Origin of the sequence: Candidatus Protochlamydia sp. R18, assembly GCF_000648255.1 — a bacterium.
GTDB lineage: Bacteria > Chlamydiota > Chlamydiia > Chlamydiales > Parachlamydiaceae > Protochlamydia > Protochlamydia amoebophila.
Genome location: NZ_BASL01000611.1, coordinates 139440 through 155871, shown reverse-complemented (window position 1 = coordinate 155871; position 16432 = coordinate 139440). Strand labels below are relative to the sequence as shown.

Annotated in this window: 12 protein-coding genes and 1 pseudogene; 6 read left to right on the top strand and 7 right to left on the bottom strand. The window is 36.6% G+C overall.

The annotated features are described in order from the left end of the window. Positions 1 to 237 precede the first annotated feature (237 nt). The 3 genes from TY19_RS01695 to TY19_RS01685 are packed head-to-tail and all read left to right on the top strand — an operon-like array spanning position 238 to position 1727. A complete protein-coding gene (locus TY19_RS01695) occupies positions 238 to 507 on the top strand; it encodes a hypothetical protein (protein ID WP_011175609.1) in 270 nt (89 codons plus the stop codon). A 44-nt stretch (positions 508 to 551) separates the two neighbouring features. Then, positions 552 to 1280: a bifunctional demethylmenaquinone methyltransferase/2-methoxy-6-polyprenyl-1,4-benzoquinol methylase UbiE gene (gene ubiE / locus TY19_RS01690; protein ID WP_042279468.1), complete on the top strand. Its 729-nt coding sequence runs from the start codon at positions 552 to 554 to the stop codon at positions 1278 to 1280. A 33-nt stretch (positions 1281 to 1313) separates the two neighbouring features. Then, positions 1314 to 1727, top strand: a complete 414-nt coding sequence (locus tag TY19_RS01685) for an acyl-CoA thioesterase (protein WP_042279466.1) — start codon at positions 1314 to 1316, stop codon at positions 1725 to 1727. An 8-nt stretch (positions 1728 to 1735) separates the two neighbouring features. On the opposite strand, the gene TY19_RS01680 is transcribed toward TY19_RS01685, so the two are convergent. From TY19_RS01680 to menB, 3 genes are read right to left on the bottom strand one after another with little or no spacing between them, the layout of a single operon-like run. Continuing rightward, positions 1736 to 2869, bottom strand: a complete 1134-nt coding sequence (locus tag TY19_RS01680) for an AMP-binding protein (RefSeq protein ID WP_042279464.1) — start codon at positions 2867 to 2869, stop codon at positions 1736 to 1738. An 18-nt stretch (positions 2870 to 2887) separates the two neighbouring features. Further along, on the bottom strand, positions 2888 to 3790 hold the full coding sequence (gene menA / locus TY19_RS01675; RefSeq protein ID WP_042279460.1) for a 1,4-dihydroxy-2-naphthoate octaprenyltransferase: 903 nt from the start codon (positions 3788 to 3790) through the stop codon (positions 2888 to 2890). A gap of 20 nt (positions 3791 to 3810) precedes the next feature. After that, positions 3811 to 4638 carry a 1,4-dihydroxy-2-naphthoyl-CoA synthase gene (gene menB, locus TY19_RS01670; RefSeq protein ID WP_042279457.1) on the bottom strand — a complete coding sequence of 276 codons (828 nt, stop codon included), beginning with the start codon at positions 4636 to 4638 and terminating at the stop codon, positions 3811 to 3813. A 1433-nt stretch (positions 4639 to 6071) separates the two neighbouring features. On the opposite strand from menB, the gene TY19_RS01665 reads away from it, so the two are divergent. From TY19_RS01665 to TY19_RS12565, 3 genes and pseudogenes are all read left to right on the top strand, one after another. Continuing rightward, positions 6072 to 10487, top strand: a complete 4416-nt coding sequence (locus TY19_RS01665; protein WP_042279455.1) for a DUF294 nucleotidyltransferase-like domain-containing protein — start codon at positions 6072 to 6074, stop codon at positions 10485 to 10487. Beyond that, on the top strand, positions 10477 to 10662 hold the full coding sequence (locus TY19_RS19460; RefSeq protein ID WP_042279452.1) for a hypothetical protein: 186 nt from the start codon (positions 10477 to 10479) through the stop codon (positions 10660 to 10662). The genes TY19_RS01665 and TY19_RS19460 overlap by 11 nt, the downstream gene beginning before the upstream one ends. Before the next feature lie 149 nt (positions 10663 to 10811). Further along, a pseudogene (locus TY19_RS12565) lies at positions 10812 to 11543 on the top strand (transposase); the annotation flags it as partial. 177 nt (positions 11544 to 11720) lie between these two features. Here TY19_RS12565 and TY19_RS01655 read toward each other — a convergent pair. The 4 genes from TY19_RS01655 to TY19_RS01640 all read right to left on the bottom strand — a co-directional run bounded on the left by TY19_RS01655 (position 11721) and on the right by TY19_RS01640 (position 16343). Further along, on the bottom strand, positions 11721 to 12431 hold the full coding sequence (locus TY19_RS01655) for an alpha/beta fold hydrolase (RefSeq protein WP_042279450.1): 711 nt from the start codon (positions 12429 to 12431) through the stop codon (positions 11721 to 11723). Continuing rightward, positions 12431 to 13996: a 2-succinyl-5-enolpyruvyl-6-hydroxy-3-cyclohexene-1-carboxylic-acid synthase gene (menD, locus tag TY19_RS01650; protein WP_042279448.1), complete on the bottom strand. Its 1566-nt coding sequence runs from the start codon at positions 13994 to 13996 to the stop codon at positions 12431 to 12433. Before menD ends, TY19_RS01655 begins: the two co-directional genes overlap by 1 nt. Next, a complete protein-coding gene (locus tag TY19_RS01645; protein ID WP_039358935.1) occupies positions 13993 to 15048 on the bottom strand; it encodes a chorismate-binding protein in 1056 nt (351 codons plus the stop codon). Before TY19_RS01645 ends, menD begins: the two co-directional genes overlap by 4 nt. 200 nt (positions 15049 to 15248) lie before the next feature. Beyond that, positions 15249 to 16343, bottom strand: coding sequence for a DUF7507 domain-containing protein (locus TY19_RS01640; RefSeq protein ID WP_042279444.1), 1095 nt, complete (start codon positions 16341 to 16343; stop codon positions 15249 to 15251). Between the last annotated feature and the right edge of the window lie 89 nt (positions 16344 to 16432).

The following is a 16432-nucleotide window of genomic DNA, read 5'->3' as shown; positions in this document are numbered from 1 at the left end:
ATTTCTAAAACCAATTTATTAAATAAAAAAATTTTATTAAGTATGCAAGCTAAAACATTCTATCTATGCCTCAATTGTATTTTACAATGTCAGAAAAAACTAAATTTTAGCAAAAAAATTTAAGCATAGATTGCTAAAGCAAAAAGAATTCCTAAGAAATGGCCAAGCTATAAGATTCAAGATTGCACACTATCCCCTCCTTTGCTATCTTATCTTCAAATTTACCAGGAGATTTGAGTGTCCAATTTATTTGTTACTTTAGTCATTGCTTTTGTAGTGATTGTTATCGCAATTGCTTGTTTAGCTATTGGTTGGTTGATTACAGGCAAGACAAAAATTGAAAGAGGAGCTTGCGGTAGAGATCCTCATCAAAAACGAGAGGATACTTGTGGATCAGTACTTTCGTGCGATCTTTGTTCAAATTCCCTCGAACAAAACATTCTTGAAACGAAGGAAAACTTACAAGAAACCTCCGATGAATTAAATAATCCTTTATCCAAACAATAAAAAAATGATTGTTTCCTAGATTTTTTAAATACGAGGCTATTTTCATGTCGAACTACAATAAAAATCGCCCTCAGACGATCCAAATCATGTTTAATAGTATTGCTAAACAGTACGATCGGACAAATGCTGTTCTTTCCTTCTGTCTTCATAGACGATGGAATCTAGAACTTGTCAAAAAAGTTCAATCCCAACAAACTTCTCATACCTTGCTTGATCTTTGTGCAGGGACAGGAGATGTAGCTTTTAGCTATCTCAACCAAATTTCAGCCCCTTGTCAAGCCTATTTAGTTGATTTTTCTTCTGAAATGTTAGCTTGTGCTGAAGAAAAAGCAAAAAGTTTTGGGAAAACACCTCACTCATTTCAATACGTTTTAGCAGATGTTCAGCGCCTTCCTTTTTCGAATCAAACGATGGATTGTGCAACGATGGCTTATGGAATTCGTAATATTCACCACCCTCTTCAATCTCTTCAAGAAACTTATCGAGTTTTAAAGCCCGGTGGTTGCCTGGGAATTTTAGAATTAACACGCCCTGAAAATAAATTTCTTCAAATAGGACATCAACTTTATTTAAAGACATTACTTCCATTATTAGGAAAATGGCTAACGGCCAATGAAAATGCTTATCAATATTTAAGAAAAAGCATCCATACTTTCATTCCCCCAGGTGAATTGGAAGAACTTGTAAAAACAGCGGGATTCATTAATACGGGTCGTTATTCATTAGCAGGAGGTATTGCAACGATCATTACTGGTTTTAAACCCATGAAATAAACGATATATAAACATATTCCATGTTGAGAAAAGATGCCTTCTGTTAGTTTTAAACAAGAAATTTTCATTCCTTTTCATTATGTAGACGCCGCAGGGATTCTATTTTTTGGACATACATTTACTTTAGCTCACCAAGTTTTTGAAAGCTTCGTCGTACAAGCACTTTGTTGCTCGTGGGCACAATGGTTTCAAAATCCTTCTTGGATTGTCCCTATCAAAAACGCTGAAGCTTCTTTCCAAGCTCCTTTATTAGCAGGACTTTCGTGTCAAGTTCAACTAAGTATTGAAGAAATTAAACAAAGCTCTTTTTCTATTCATTATGAATTTATTCAAAATGATCGACTTTGTTGCATGGTCAAAACCATTCACGTATTTTGTAATCGACAAAGTAAGGATAAACTTCTAATCCCCAATGAAATTAAAAGCCAATTAGAATTATATTTTTGAGGATTTGTTTATTCGCTCAAAGTTATTAATTTAATCAGCTCGCTTTTTAATATTTTCCCTAGAGGTGAACGGGGAATATTTTCAACAGCAATAACGTTTCGAATCCGCTCAAAAGGAAGAACTGTTTGCTGATAAAGGTCTATTAATGGCTTTAATATCTCCCGCTTATTTTGTTCAACAGCTAAATATAAAATATTTCCTAATCTTTCATCTGGTACCGCCACTAAGACAGCCATTCCAGCAGAAGAATTTTTTAGTAAAATTGATTCCAAATGAGCCTCTAATTGACTCAAATCAACACTTTCCCCCCCAATTTTAAGCAAATGATCAGAGCGACCTTTCACATTCAATATATTCCCTTGTAGATGGCCTAGATCCCCACATCTAAACCACCCCTCAACTTTTGGGTCGTGTAAATAAATTTGATCTTGCTCAAAATAGGCATAACAGGTAAGTAAAGAAGGGCTTTTATATTCCAAATGTCCATCCCTTTCTCTCACACTAATGTGAGTTAGAATTTGCAAAGAGGGATAAGTGGAAAACTGCCAGCTTCCAAGGTTAGCTGTCGCGACTTGAGAACAGCATTCTGTCAAACCATAACTTGGCATTAAAGGCCACCCTAATTCAACAGCTTTCTTATATAAGTCAGGTAACAACCTTCCCCCTCCTACTATAACGGCCCTTAAACTATTGGGAGCTGGTAAAGCTAATTGCACTAAATCATAAATTTGAGTCGGGACTAAAGCCGTTAAAGTTCCTTTCATTTCCCTTACAAAACTCCAGAAAATTTTAGGATCCCACTTCCCATTTTGAATTGTTTTAAAATCAAAAACCTGAGAATCACTCAAAAAGGCTCTAGCCCAAATTCCAAGTCCTCCGACATGAAAATCGGGTAAGGCAGTCACCCAGCGATCACAAAAGTTGGCTTCAATATGTTTATTCACAGATTCAGCGGAAGCTAAAATTGCTTTTTTGGATAAACCAACCCATTTTTGGCTAGTGGAACCCGACGTAGAAAGCCAAAAGTGACTATCAAGATTTTCGGTTTTCTTGAGTATTTTTAAGTAAAATTGTTGTTTCTCAACGCCATAACTGGGATTTAAAAAAACTCTTGATTCGGAACTTATCCAATCAATTTTCATACAAATTATTTCCAACGTTCATTCGGCTATACGCATCAAACAAGCTACGGTCAATAATAAACCAAAACTAAAAATTAACAAAATACTTTGCGCAAAACTAGCTTGATAAGAAGTTCCTTGTTTAGTTTCCCAAATTGTTTTAATTAATCGAAAAGCGAGAGGTGATGATCCTAAAGGAAATAGTGTTAAATAAGGCTGGTTAACAAACCACCAAGCAATGCCGATAATGAAAGGAATAATTGCAAAGAAAGTAATTTCCCAACATGCAAATGTTGTTCCAAAACGAACCGCAAGCGTTTTTTTATCAACTTTCGCATCGCTTTGTCTATCTCTTAAGTTATTCACGGCATTAGGAATCATGGCTAAAAATCCCATTTGAATCGCACCAATAAATACTGTTTGATTGACAAACTTTGTTTGCAAATAAAAAGCAGAGGGAATGGCAACGAGTCCATAGAAAATAAAAATAAAAAGCTCCCCAAGGCCATGATAAGCTAATGGAACGGGGCCTCCTGTATAAAGATAACCACACAGAATAGAAAAAAATAAAATAGCGGCAAAGGGCCATCCCCCTGTTATCATTAAAGGAGTACCAATCAAGATGGCTACTCCAAAACATATCAATCCACCTCTAAAAGTTTGTTTAAATGACAGTAAGCCCGCTTGAGTCATTCTTTTCGGCCCTAAACGCTCTTTTGTATCCGCTCCTTTTGGAAAATCAAGGGCATCATTGACTAAATTCGTTCCAATTTGTAAGAATAATACACTTAAAAATGAGGAAGTTGCTAAAAACCAGTCGATTCTCTGCACAATAGCAAACGCCAAAAAAGTTCCTACCATGATAGGCGCTAAACAAATCGGTAAAGTTCTTGGCCTGCTTGCCAACATCCATGGCTTTAGCCTTGTCAATTGATCAATCATTAGAAACACCTTTACCTTTTTTAAGGTAACCGAGGAAATTGATTAAAATTAGGCTTCCGTTTTTCTAAAAATGCTTGTTTCCCTTCTTGAGCTTCTTCAGTCATGTAATAAAGCATGGTCGCATTACCTGCTAAGTCAAGAAGACCTACTTGTCCATCACAATCAGCATTCAAACAAGCTTTTAAACAACGAAGAGCTAAGGGAGAATGCTGTAAAATTTCACGACACCATTTTAAAGTCTCTTTTTCAAGCTGCTCTAAAGGGACAACACAGTTGACAAGTCCCATTTCTAAAGCTTCTTTAGCATCATATTGACGGCATAAATACCAAATTTCTCGCGCTTTTTTTTGCCCTACAATACGAGCTAAATAACTGCTTCCCAATCCACCGTCAAATGATCCAACTTTTGGCCCAACTTGCCCAAAACGTGCATTATTTGCTGCAATTGTTAAATCACAAACGATGTGTAAGACATGCCCACCTCCAATTGCATAACCAGCCACCATGGCAATGATAGGTTTTGGCAAAGAGCGAATTTGTTTTTGCAAGTCTAAGACATTTAAACGTGGAACACCGTCTTGTCCAATGTAGCCTTCTTCTGCACGAACTCTTTGATCACCTCCTGAACAAAACGCGTGAGGCCCTTCTCCCGTCAATATAATCACGCCAATTGTTGAGTCATTACGACAGATATCAAAAGCTTCTTGCATTTCTTGAATCGTTTCAGGACGAAAAGCATTTCGCACCTCAGGTCTATTAATAGTAATTTTTGCTATTCCATCTTCTGTTTTTTCTAACTTAATATCCTGATAAGTTTTAACTTTTTCCCAACTTACTGTCATTAACATATCCCCTCATATTCTTAAAATGCTGAAAATGAAATTACAATTCCTATGGAATTATCTGTGATTGAAAAGATCTATATCATTTTATGTATTTATACACAAAATACTTGAATTTGTTTTCCAATATAAAAATTATAAGTAATTTTATATATTTTAAATATATTAATGTATTATTTTATAAAATAATAACCAAACAATCTGAATTTATATAACTAAATTTTAATATTATCCTGTTTACATAGAATCAAAAAAGATAAAATGGACATAATTAAATCTAGTCTAATTTAAAAATCGATAAAAAAAGGCATTTTCTCCCCTAACGCATTTATAATACAGCTGAAAAGCTGATTGGCTGCTGTTTGCCTAGAGAAAGCAATAAATTTATCAGCCAACATAGCGCTTGTATTTTATGTATAAGTACTGTTTTTTTAAGGGTGTTAAAAACATTTTGACGAAGATTTTCTCATAAGTAGAATAAAACATTTGTTTTAGTGCGAAGGAACTTTTTAGGATTTATGCTCAGGTCAATAATCAATTTAAAGTTTGACAGTTTATTCAGTTGCGCAAGCTGGGACAGAAATGTTCTAGATAATAGAAGAAGCCAATCGAGAATTTTTAAAGAAGATTAATGATAATTTCATGCTTATGGTTCCGAGTGTGGACAAGTTAAGAGCGCAACTTTTTGATATTTAATTATTAGTATCTGAAAGTGGATGTGAATTTGAATCACAAAAAAATAAAACTTCTAAACTTTATGAAGAAGCGCAAAAATTATTTGCTCAAGCTCAGCAAGCGTTTAATAAAACTCGGGAAGAAATTGTATTAGTTCAAATCCATAGTTTACGTAAGCTCTTAAACAATTTGGATGATTGGTTGAAAAAACTCAATTAAATATGACTACTGAAAAAGAGAAATTGGAAATCAACATCAACTGTTAAGGTGGAAAGCGTGTAGATAATGCCAGAAATTTGCTAGAGTTTTTCCCAGTTTTTGAAGCAAATAAGGGTGATGTGATGATACTGAGCACTTTAAAGACAAGTTATTAAAGGGTAAAATTTATCCCTGGATGTATAGGCGTAAAAAGCCCAGATAGGTAATTGAGAAAAGTGTTTCAGCTATAAAAGCGTAGGTGGAAAGTTGAAAGAGCCATCTCTTAGCTGCGAAGGAATTTCAGAAGATTTGTCACAAGTTGGAATTGAAAAGTAAAATATTGAATAAAATTTCTATTTTTTAGCTTGATAGGATTTTGGGTCGATCGATTAGGGGTCTAGATTCACAAGCTTTAACAATTGAACGAAATTTTAGCAACCTAATTTTTTTCATTCTTTGGTTAAATCTTCATAGTAAATTTTTCAAATTTTAAATTGTTTTGGGGTGTTTTTTTCTGATAATATACTCCTAGCGCGAATTTTTCTTAACCAAAGGATAGTCAAATCATGCAAAGCACTCATTCTATCCCCTCTCTATTCTCCTCCCCATCATTTAGTGAACAGCCATCGAAATTTCGATACTTAGATATCCTCGATGCGATTGCGGCGACTATCATAAAGAAAAAATATTCCCAAGCCATCGAGCAGTTTAATGTTTTCATGGCCTATTTACCACTTCATGTAGAAAAAGAAGTGCTTGAAAAGGCTTTTGACTGCCTCTGCACGCTCATCCCTGTTATAAATGCTCCTCAAGAGGTGGAAGAGAGTTTACGTTTACTACTCTATATGACATCAAGCTCTTGTTTTACACAACACCAACAGCTACTAGCTATCGAGCTGGCCAAGTGGCACTATAAAAAAGGAAAAGAAGAGGAGCAAGAGAATAAACAAATTAAATATTTCATCGATGCCATTCACTATGTAGGAAAGGCTCAGATTATCTCGAAGGATTCCTCAGATCTCCAATATTTAGCTTCGCGCCTTTTTAAAGCCGCTTCAACGTCTCTTGGTATTTTTAAGCAGCGTTTAGAACAAGCGGTGGGGAAAAATGATAGCCAGCAAGTCGTGCAACTCGTCACAAATCTTGAAACGCGCTTTGAACCTATCTGCTGTACGAGTGAAAAGTATGCTTTTATTAAATTATTCTATAAGCAAGTGCATGCAGTTGTCTCGCATACGTTAGTAACACGGGGACCAGAACGGATAGAGACAAGTGGGCTGCGTACTCTGCATGAAACGATGCGCCATTACTTAACAAGTGACTCTCTTCCCACTAATTGTTTTGTCACGGCTAGATATCGAAAAGAACTAGATACTTATCGCGAAGATTTTCACACGCTCTATCAGACGATTGATCTGCAAAAGTTCAAGATAGAAGAGGTGCGTGCTTTTCAAAGAAAAGTTTCCGCACACTTGCTCTCTTTTCTGCACGCTTTAGTCGAGGATGCCATCGCCATTTTAGGAGATCCCCCTTGCTTATATGATTTACGGGCGATGGGATCTTTAGCCAAAGAAGAGGTTTGTCCCCGCTCAGACTTGGAATGGTGCATTCTCATTGAAGGGATTGAGCATCGATCTTACTTTGTGAAATTGGCCCGTCTGTTAGAACTACAGATGATAGGCTTAGGAGAAGATCCAGCACAAGGGTTGCCCGTTTTTACTTGCATCGCAGCTAAACACCGCTCCGGTTTGCATATCGATTCTGGCGGTAATCCAGCTATAGTCACCGATCTTATCAACACGCCCGATGGATTGGCTCAGATGCAAAAAATGGAGGACTATTCATCTAATTCGCCTAGTAATACGCTGCGTAAGACAATTTCCTTTCATCAAAATACCCCTACGCTCTTTAACCTCTACCAAACGAAAATGCGTACCTATCTCGATGAAGAGTTGCCACAAGTAAGAGAAATCAGGCGCAAGAGCCAGGCGCTACAGCTGCTGACAGACCGATTAAAAACTTATGAAGAGATATGGCATGATCCTTTTCAAGACAAGGTCATTGATCTAAAAAAACACTATACGGAACTGCTCAATCATCTTTTAAATGATTTATCTCTTTATTTCGGCATGGAAGAATCCAATACACTCGATCTCATCGACGCACTTGTAAAAAAAGAAATTTTCACGGTCGAAAGTGGCTTCTTATTGCAAGAAGCGGCCGCGGCCATTTACCTAAAAAGAGTGGGCCTGCATTTTATTTATGAGGAACAAAAAGAAGAAGTTAGCATAGGAGATTTTGGTAGTGAAAAAGGAATCCTTGTAAAAATTTATTGGCTTGTGCTGCGCCCTCTTTACCGCAAATTAAAGCATTGTATTTCCGATCTGGGCTCTCATTTCCAGCAAATCGATCTACTTCAAGAGGCTTATTATGAAGAAGAGCTACACCCCGATAAAATAGAAAATCTAAAGCCCTGGATCGCTCATTTCGTGCATCACCTAGTTTCCAAACAGCGAGCTAATGCGTTTGATCAGGCTTGGCATTGGCATGAAGTTTACTATCAAAGGCTTTCCCAGATGACATTTACAGAACCTCTAAGAGAAATCTATCTTAATGTTTTGAATAGTTATGCAGAGGAGGGAAACTTGGCTGCGTTAAGCGCTCATCTAGCCTCTATCCCTAATCCAAGCGGAGTTAGACAAAGCCAGCGCTTGGAAGAAGAGCAATTTCAACAAGCGATTCTCGCGATGACAAGCGACCAACCGGACGGTCCTTTTCAAGTAAAAATCCGCTGTCCAACATTGCCTGATGCCCGGTATCTTAGACAAGCAGTAAGCGAGCAAATTTTAGAAGAAACAGGCAATCTCAAACGTCAATACAAAAATAGCGCTCACCCCGTTGCGAGTGCCTCCTATGGCGGATACCAGCTGCATTTTAAACAAAAACCGACGCATCCTCTGCTGGAATATGCCATCCATGCGCTGACGGCACGCATTGCGGGGCACTTAAGTCCTCCAACTGAGCTAACACGCTTTGAGGTCGAAGTAAAAGGAAAAAAACGGATGTATCCCGTCTTAATTTCAAAAACAATTCAAGGGCAAACGTTAGAAAACGTTGACCAGCTAGAAATCAAGCAACTGACCTGGGCTTGCCTTGTTGCCTTATTGACACGTCCTGGGGATGGTCGCTTCTCGAACTATGTCGTCGAAGAAGGGACGTGGCGTATTTTCTGCGTGGATAACGATATTTCTTTTGTCGAACCCGTCATCCACCACTTCGTCGGACATAAGGTACATTTTTCCTCAGCTCTTTTTTGCTTACCTTCTAACTACCACCTAGATCCTGAAGTGTTGCAGGCTTTTCTTCGTTTAGAGCCTAACCTCATCCTCAATAGTTGGCTCGAAAACTTAATCAAAAAAGACGAGACTTATCGCACTCTTCACCTTTTTACCTCCGAAGAGGAAAAAAATTTATACGAGGAAGATCGTGAAGATCGCTTTAAAGGAACGCTTCTTTTACGCAGCGGGACGGTGACGAATCTACTTATTCAATTTTACCATTTGCAAGACTGCTTGAACCAAGCCTTAAAAGACAAAAAGGATCTCATCCCTCTCGATCTTTTACACTATCTCGTCAACTTACGGGGCAGTCAAAAGCAAACTTTAGACCGCTGGGTTTACTCTAAATATAGGCAAGCTAACGCAAGCAGCTTAAATCCCAAACAAAGGCTACAGCAAGCGATCAATCGTCAGGTAGACATTTCTCTCACTTCCGCCCAAGCCGACGCAGCCAGCTTTGGGAAGCCCCCAACGTTTGAAGAAATTCAACAGCGCGAAGAATACTCTCCCGAGAAAGCCCAGAGCGAGCTTTTTGCTTTTACCTTAAGTCGGTGCTCTTCCCATGTTCTGTTTGGGGAAAACAAAGAGGGGGAATGGATTGAAGCAGATTTTAAACACATGGCCAAAGGGAAAACTCTCGATCGAGAGCGGCAGCGCCTCGTTTTAAATGCCTTAATCTTTTTAATGAAAAATAAAGGTCTTCGACTCAGAAAAGTCACTTTGATGAACTGTGCTGTTTTAGATCACACCACTTTAAAATCTTTTTTGCATGTTGAGCTTGAATATTTAAATTTAAACGGTTGCCCTTTTGTTAAAGAAGAGACCATTCAGGAAATTGAAAAGAGCTGTCCTAACCTTAAAACGCTTTATTTAAACCGTTGTGCGCAGTTACGTGCGTTTGAAAAATCACGCTTTCCCCTCGCACCTACTTATTTGCAGTTTGCCAAATTAGAAGAATTACAACTCATAAGGTGTGAAGCGCTTGCCTCGATTCATTTAGATGCTCCTCTTTTGCATACCCTAAAAGCCGATAAAAATCCCCACTTAAAAACGCTCTTTTTCAAAACAGGTGCTCCCTATCTCAAAGGAAGTTTTACAAGATGCCCGGCTTTAGATTTAGAAATAACCAAAAAAGAAGGGATCAGTAAAATTTTAAAAGAAATAAAAAATCCAGAAATTGACTTCAAACTATTATTTCAACTTTATATGAATGAGTCTGGGCTCACCTCGCTTGATCTTTCTGGCATGGGAATAAGCGATAAGGAAGCAGAAGTTATTGCTAATGGACTTGTTTCCAATACTGCTCTTGAGATACTCTGGCTTAACAATAATCAAATAGGCGATAGGGGATTAGAAGCACTTGCACAGGCTTTTGCTTCCAATACTACCGTTAGGATGCTCTATCTCAATGATAATCAAATAAGTGATAGAGGAGCGGAAGCGCTTGCTCAAGCTCTTGCTTCCAATACGGCTATTAGGGAGCTCTATCTCAATGATAATCAAATAAGCGACAGGGGCGCGAAAGCTCTTACTTCCAATACGGCTCTTCAAATACATCATCTTAGATATAAGGAAATAAAAAATAGGGAAACGGAAATATCTGTTCTGGTTCTTCTTTCTGAATACCATCCTTATGGTCCTTAAGCTTGGTGGTAATCAAATAAGCGATGATCAGGGAGCAGAAGCGCTTGCTCAGGCTCATGCTTCCAATAATACTCTTAAGGCGCCCTACATTGCAACCAACCAACTAGAAGTGAAACAAGGACGCATTAACAATTCATATCAGTTTAAGGTTATTGAGGATCTTCGATGGTCTTAGCCCTTCCAAAACCCCTTTTCATTACGATGAGCTCTAGTGATAAAATTTGGATCTATATCTTTAATGAATAAAAGAAGTAAAATTTAAATGACAAAAGATTTCTACATTATTTAAATTATTTATTTTCAACAACCAATATTTAAATAAGGATTATTATTTTATTTTATCAATCGCATTATTGAATATTTAAGTCCTTTTATGAATAGGTTATAAGTACTTAGACAAAAATTTTCTAAGCTTAATGAGCTATAGTCGCTTTGTTTATTTAAAGAAGAATCTCTTTATTCTTTTATTTGCTTACCTTCTAGGCAAAAGAGGCGAAATAACAGGGATTGCTTTTAAAGAATGCTTTTATTGATTCTACAGCAATAGTTGTTTGCCATCATAAACAAACACCTTGAAAGGAATAAGGTCTTCAAAGGTTTGATAAAGAGAGGGAAAATAACCTCAAGACGGTTTTTTCGGATTTAAATTACAACTAATTATCAATGAGATTGGAAATGTTTCTGATGTAGCTGTTGCCGAAACCTTATCGAAAAGAATTTTTAGGAAGCTATTTGATGATAAGGGATATACTTCGGCAGAACTTGCAAAGAAGCTTTTAAAACAAAGTCTTGAACTATTGACGACCATAAGATCGAATAGGAAACAGAAGGTGATGATGAAGTTGACAGACAAAATTATTCTTGGAAAACTAGCTGTAGTTAAAACGGTAAATGATCAATTAAAAAATATTTCTTAAATTGAACAGAGATGCCACAGAAATGCCGGAAATTTTTTAATTAAACTTTTAGCCGGGATTTTCCACTTATACTCAATAATCTAAACAGCCATTTATAAGATTATCAGAACAACAGCGTCTATTGTTAATGGCTGCCTAAAAACCAAAAATTCAGGTTATTTATTTGGATAAATTGAGGTAGTGCAGCAAATAATTTGGCTACTCATTACTATTTCCTTCATCTTTGCCTTCTTCATTTTTTCTGCACTTGATCGCTCAGAAAAATGGAAAGAAATTTTCTACTTACACAACAATTGATTAAAACCTATAAATAAAATCAAATTGTCACTGCTTCAATAAAAATTGATAACTGCGATTTAAAGATATCAGGACAGAGCCAAGGAACTCTATGCCCCGCTCCTTTAACAGATAAGTGGGAAGATAACGGATGTTTAAAATAAAGCTGTTGGCCTAATTGAGAAAATTTTTTATCTTTCTCACCAGTCATCCATAAAATGGGAAAAGGAAGTAGACCTATTTTTTCTTTTAAATCTTCTTGTTTCCCCAATGAGAAATTTTTTAGGTGCATAGCTAGATTCGACCGTTGATAATCATGATGGAAACGATAAAAAATGAGGTCTTTCGCAAATATATCTTGTGCATTCCATTGCTTTATTAAAGATTCCCATTCTTCAGTTTCAAAAAGACCGGCCCATTTTTCATCCTGATCCAACCGTTTTTCTTTTTCGTTTTCTTGAGATAAACCTGGATGGGTAGAAATCAGAATTCCTCCTTTCCATAAAAATGGATCTTGACACAACGCATGTAATCCCAATCTTCCCCCCATCGAATAGCCGAGCAAAATAGGAAAATGAGGAGGTTGTTTTCTAACAAATGCATTAAAATGTTCTGCCCAACTTGATAAATCTGTACACGAAAAAGAGTTCACATCGATTTTTTTTATTTGTGTAAATTTAAACAGGTCCCAATCCGATGGGAGGCCTAAAAAGCCGGGAATTGCCCATAAAATATAAGGAAGATTCCCCATTACATCCTCTGCATTTTCTTTCTTAATCGATCTGTAGCAGAGGGATCAGGGATAAGTTCAATTAATCGACTTGTTTGACTACCAAGAATAGTTGTAGGAATTTCATGCCAACAATCGTATTCCCAACCCCAAAAATCTGCGAAAGCTTTAAAATTTAATTGATGGGAGTTAAGAAAGGACAGATGAGCAAATTTAGGTGCAAAAATTTGTCCACCACTATTATTGACAACCACAACATTCACTTTTAGTGGCTGAATTTGGTGGATCACCCAAGGGGCAATCATGTCATAAAGAGTGGTTAAATCTCCCAAAATTGCCCAATTGTTTTGCTCAGGACTTGCCAATCCAAGAAATGTTGATAACTGTCCCTCAATTCCATTGGCACCTCGATTAGCAAAAACTTGGAAGTGCTTATTTGTCCAGTCTGCAGCTTGATCCCATTCTCGAATCGGAAGGCTATTACCTACATATATTTTCGATTCTTCCGAAATTTTTTTAGATAGTAAATGAAAAAGGCTTAGCTCAGCAAGCGGCTCTTCTTCAAAAAGTTTCAATAATTCCAATTGATACGATCGATTAGCATCTTTCCAAGCTTGAAAAGAATAAATAGGTTTGGAACTGAGTCTATAATTTTTAAAAAATTCTCTTAAAGAGGTATGAATAATATTTCCGTTCGTTAATCCAGCAAACGGATTTTCACTAATAGAGCAAACCTTCACGTTATTTGTCTCTTCCAAATCTCTCCATAATCTCGCTGTTGGAATTCCTCCAATCCGAAGAATTCCATCAATAGGATAACCATGCTGACTCGAACAATTCCAGACATCTTCCACCGATTCGATTCTCAAATTTTCTAACAAAGAGTTTTCTCTTAAACCTGATTGTGCCTCTAAATACACTGGTGCTTTTAAATGGCGTAAAAACGAGAGAATGGGTGTTGTTTCATTTTGATTTAAAGCCCCAACAATCACCAATGGAAACTGACACTTTTGAATAAATTCATCGAGTAAATGACTATCATCACATAAAATAGGTTTTGGTGTAAAAATTCCCATCGAAAAACTTCGAGCACATTCCAGGTTATCATTTTTGGAGGGTTCTTCAAAACAGACATTTAAATGACAAGGGCCTCTACCTGACCATTGATCAAGTTGAAAAAACTCATTTTCTGCTAAGTCTTTCTCTAAAATTGTATAACAACTAAAAATTCCTACTTGCTCAATGGATTGAGGTGCTCCAGACAATCGAAATCGCCTTGGACGATCAGCTGTGATCAACAGCAAAGGTAGGCTTGTATAATACGCTTCAATGGTTGCTGGAAGGAGCTCCGCAACAGCTGTTCCTGAAGTTGTCACGACAGCAATAGGTTGATGAGTGGCTTTAATTCGACCCACAGCGAAAAATGCCGCTGATCTTTCCTCACTCCAATAATAAACTTTAATAGTTGGAATTTGCGCTAAAAGATAAACGAAAGCTGCATTACGAGCCCCGGGCGCTACACAAAATTCTTTGATTCCATATTGAAGGGCTTGTTCAATAACGTTTAAAGCCAACTCATGATTCATAAATCCAATCCATTTTTAACAGCTTGTAATTTTAAACAAAGCTCCTCCCACTCTTGATCTAACCGACTTTCTGATACCACACCACAACCAGCTCCTATTTTCATTCCTTGATCATTCCATTGGACATTGCGTATAGCGACATAACAATTTTTAATCCCTTTTTCTGGAAAACTGAGCCCGACTGGCGCTCCAAACGAATTCCGATCCAATTGGTTTTGATAGTGGCACAACCACTCCTCTCCTTTTTGTCTTGGAAAAGCTCCAAGAGCAGGTGTCGGATGCAAAGCTCTAACTAGAACTTCAAAAGAAGTCGGTTGATACAGAGACATTTCAATAGGGGTCATTAAATGAGTTAATATAGGAAGTTGTAAAAGCTGTCGCTGTCCTATAGAAACCTTCCCAAGCGATGCTAAACTTTCACAAATTCCTTCAACAACTACCTGATGTTCAAACAACTCTTTTCTATCTAATGAAAAAGGGTTTGCATTTTCCAATTTTTTAGTCCCTGCCAAAGCCATTGTTTTGACTAAATGGGTATTTTGGTTATTCCATTCAAATAATATTTCCGGAGTTAGACCTAAGATGCCTTTTTCGTTATCCCAATATCCATATAAATGAACGGATGATATAGAGAGCTGTTCTAATGCTTTTTTAAGAGATGTTTTTAATTGATTTAGTGTCATCTTTGTATGAGAGTGAGCAAAAATATAGGGAACGGCTTTTTCTAATTGTTTTTGTTCAAATAATTGCTTTAATTGATAAAAGTTTTCTTGAAATAAGAATTGATTTTCAATCATCCATTCCGGCCGTAAAATAGCGGGTGGATTCAAAAGTTTGATTAAGTATTTAGTTTCAATTATTTTCCAATCAGAAAATTGAATCCAAGGAAAAGAAGACTTCAAAAAAAAATCGGGATAATAGAAAGCCGGCATAGTCAGATCCAAATCTTTAGAAGAAGCGTATGATTGCCGAGAGCCAAAAGCCAGCAAAATCAAATCTGGACTCAGACTTGCGATAGCTCCTGACTTCAAAAACCGTTGATCTATTATCACAAAATTCCTCTGAAGAATCAATTTAAAGATCATAACCCAAAGGATTATTCAGGTTATGAATCAATCACTATTTTTAAAAGTTGATTCTATCAAAATATCAGCATAAATACTGAATTTCAACGAGGAAAAATATTCCTAATTCTACCTAACGACATATTTTTTATGTTTTACCAATTAATTTAAGCATCAATCAACTAATTTTAAGGTTTTATCTTTACTGAAATAGGTAACGATACCCTTCCAAATTGATCGACGGAAACAATATAATAGGTATAAGAACTCTGTTTACGGCGATGATGAATATAATACTCAGTTGTATTATAAGGAATTTTCGCGACCAATTTTTTCAGATTTTCGTCAGAAAAAATTTTATATCCAATAGGACTTTCGCCACTTAAAGGAAGTTTCCATTGTAACACGTCAATATAATCTGTTTGATTAACAAATCGATTAGAAGTTCGATAACCATGTAAACTTCTTGGCGGTAAAATTACTTGGTTTTGATTGACCGTCACAGCTGCTGATACTTCATTAGAATTGACCAAATTTAAGTTCAAATTAATTCCCTGGGCAATGGCTGTGTTCGTAATAGTCCCTTGCAAAATATCACTTTCAGTGACTACATAAGAGGCTGTAGTTGTCAACGATTGATTAGGGAATAATGTCGTGCTAGGAAGACTGACAAAGGGAATTTTATTATCCTCAATTTTTATAGATTCAATCTCTTCATCTCCTAAATTAGTTACTTGATAAGTATAAGTGATTAGCTCACCAACTGCAGAAAATAGCGTAGGGTTAGCTTTCTTTGTCAAATTAAGAGGAAGAAATGGCAAAGTAATTGAAGAGTTTGCAACCGCTGTATTATCATTACTTGTGTCCCCCCCTGCTATTGCACCACAAACAATTTCTTTTAGATCAATATCATATTGTGTCACGACATATTCGCCCATTCCTGTTGCAGGTTGATCTATTTTGACTGTTGTTTGGTCAAGAAGAATGTCTCCTTCCAGCAATGGACAACTTACAGTGACATTTGTATACGTCTGTGTTGATGATGTCGTAGATACAATAAATGTATACTCAATGACTTGGCCCACTTTTACAAAAGAAGAGATATCAGCATTAATCGTTAAATTGAAAGGCTCTTCTTGCTCAAGATAGGATTTGGAGTCTAATAAAGGGTGCTTTCCCTCAATTGCAGATGTTGAAGCACTCAAATATTGATTAAGAAATAGACTTATCCAAAATAATAAAAATGTTAATGATTTGGTTGGATAGATGAAATAGGTTTTCATTGTTCACCTTTGTGATATGGATTTTTTAGCTCAGCGAAACATACGAACTTTTGAAAATCCATATCAAATTTCACCTTTAATTTCTTCGT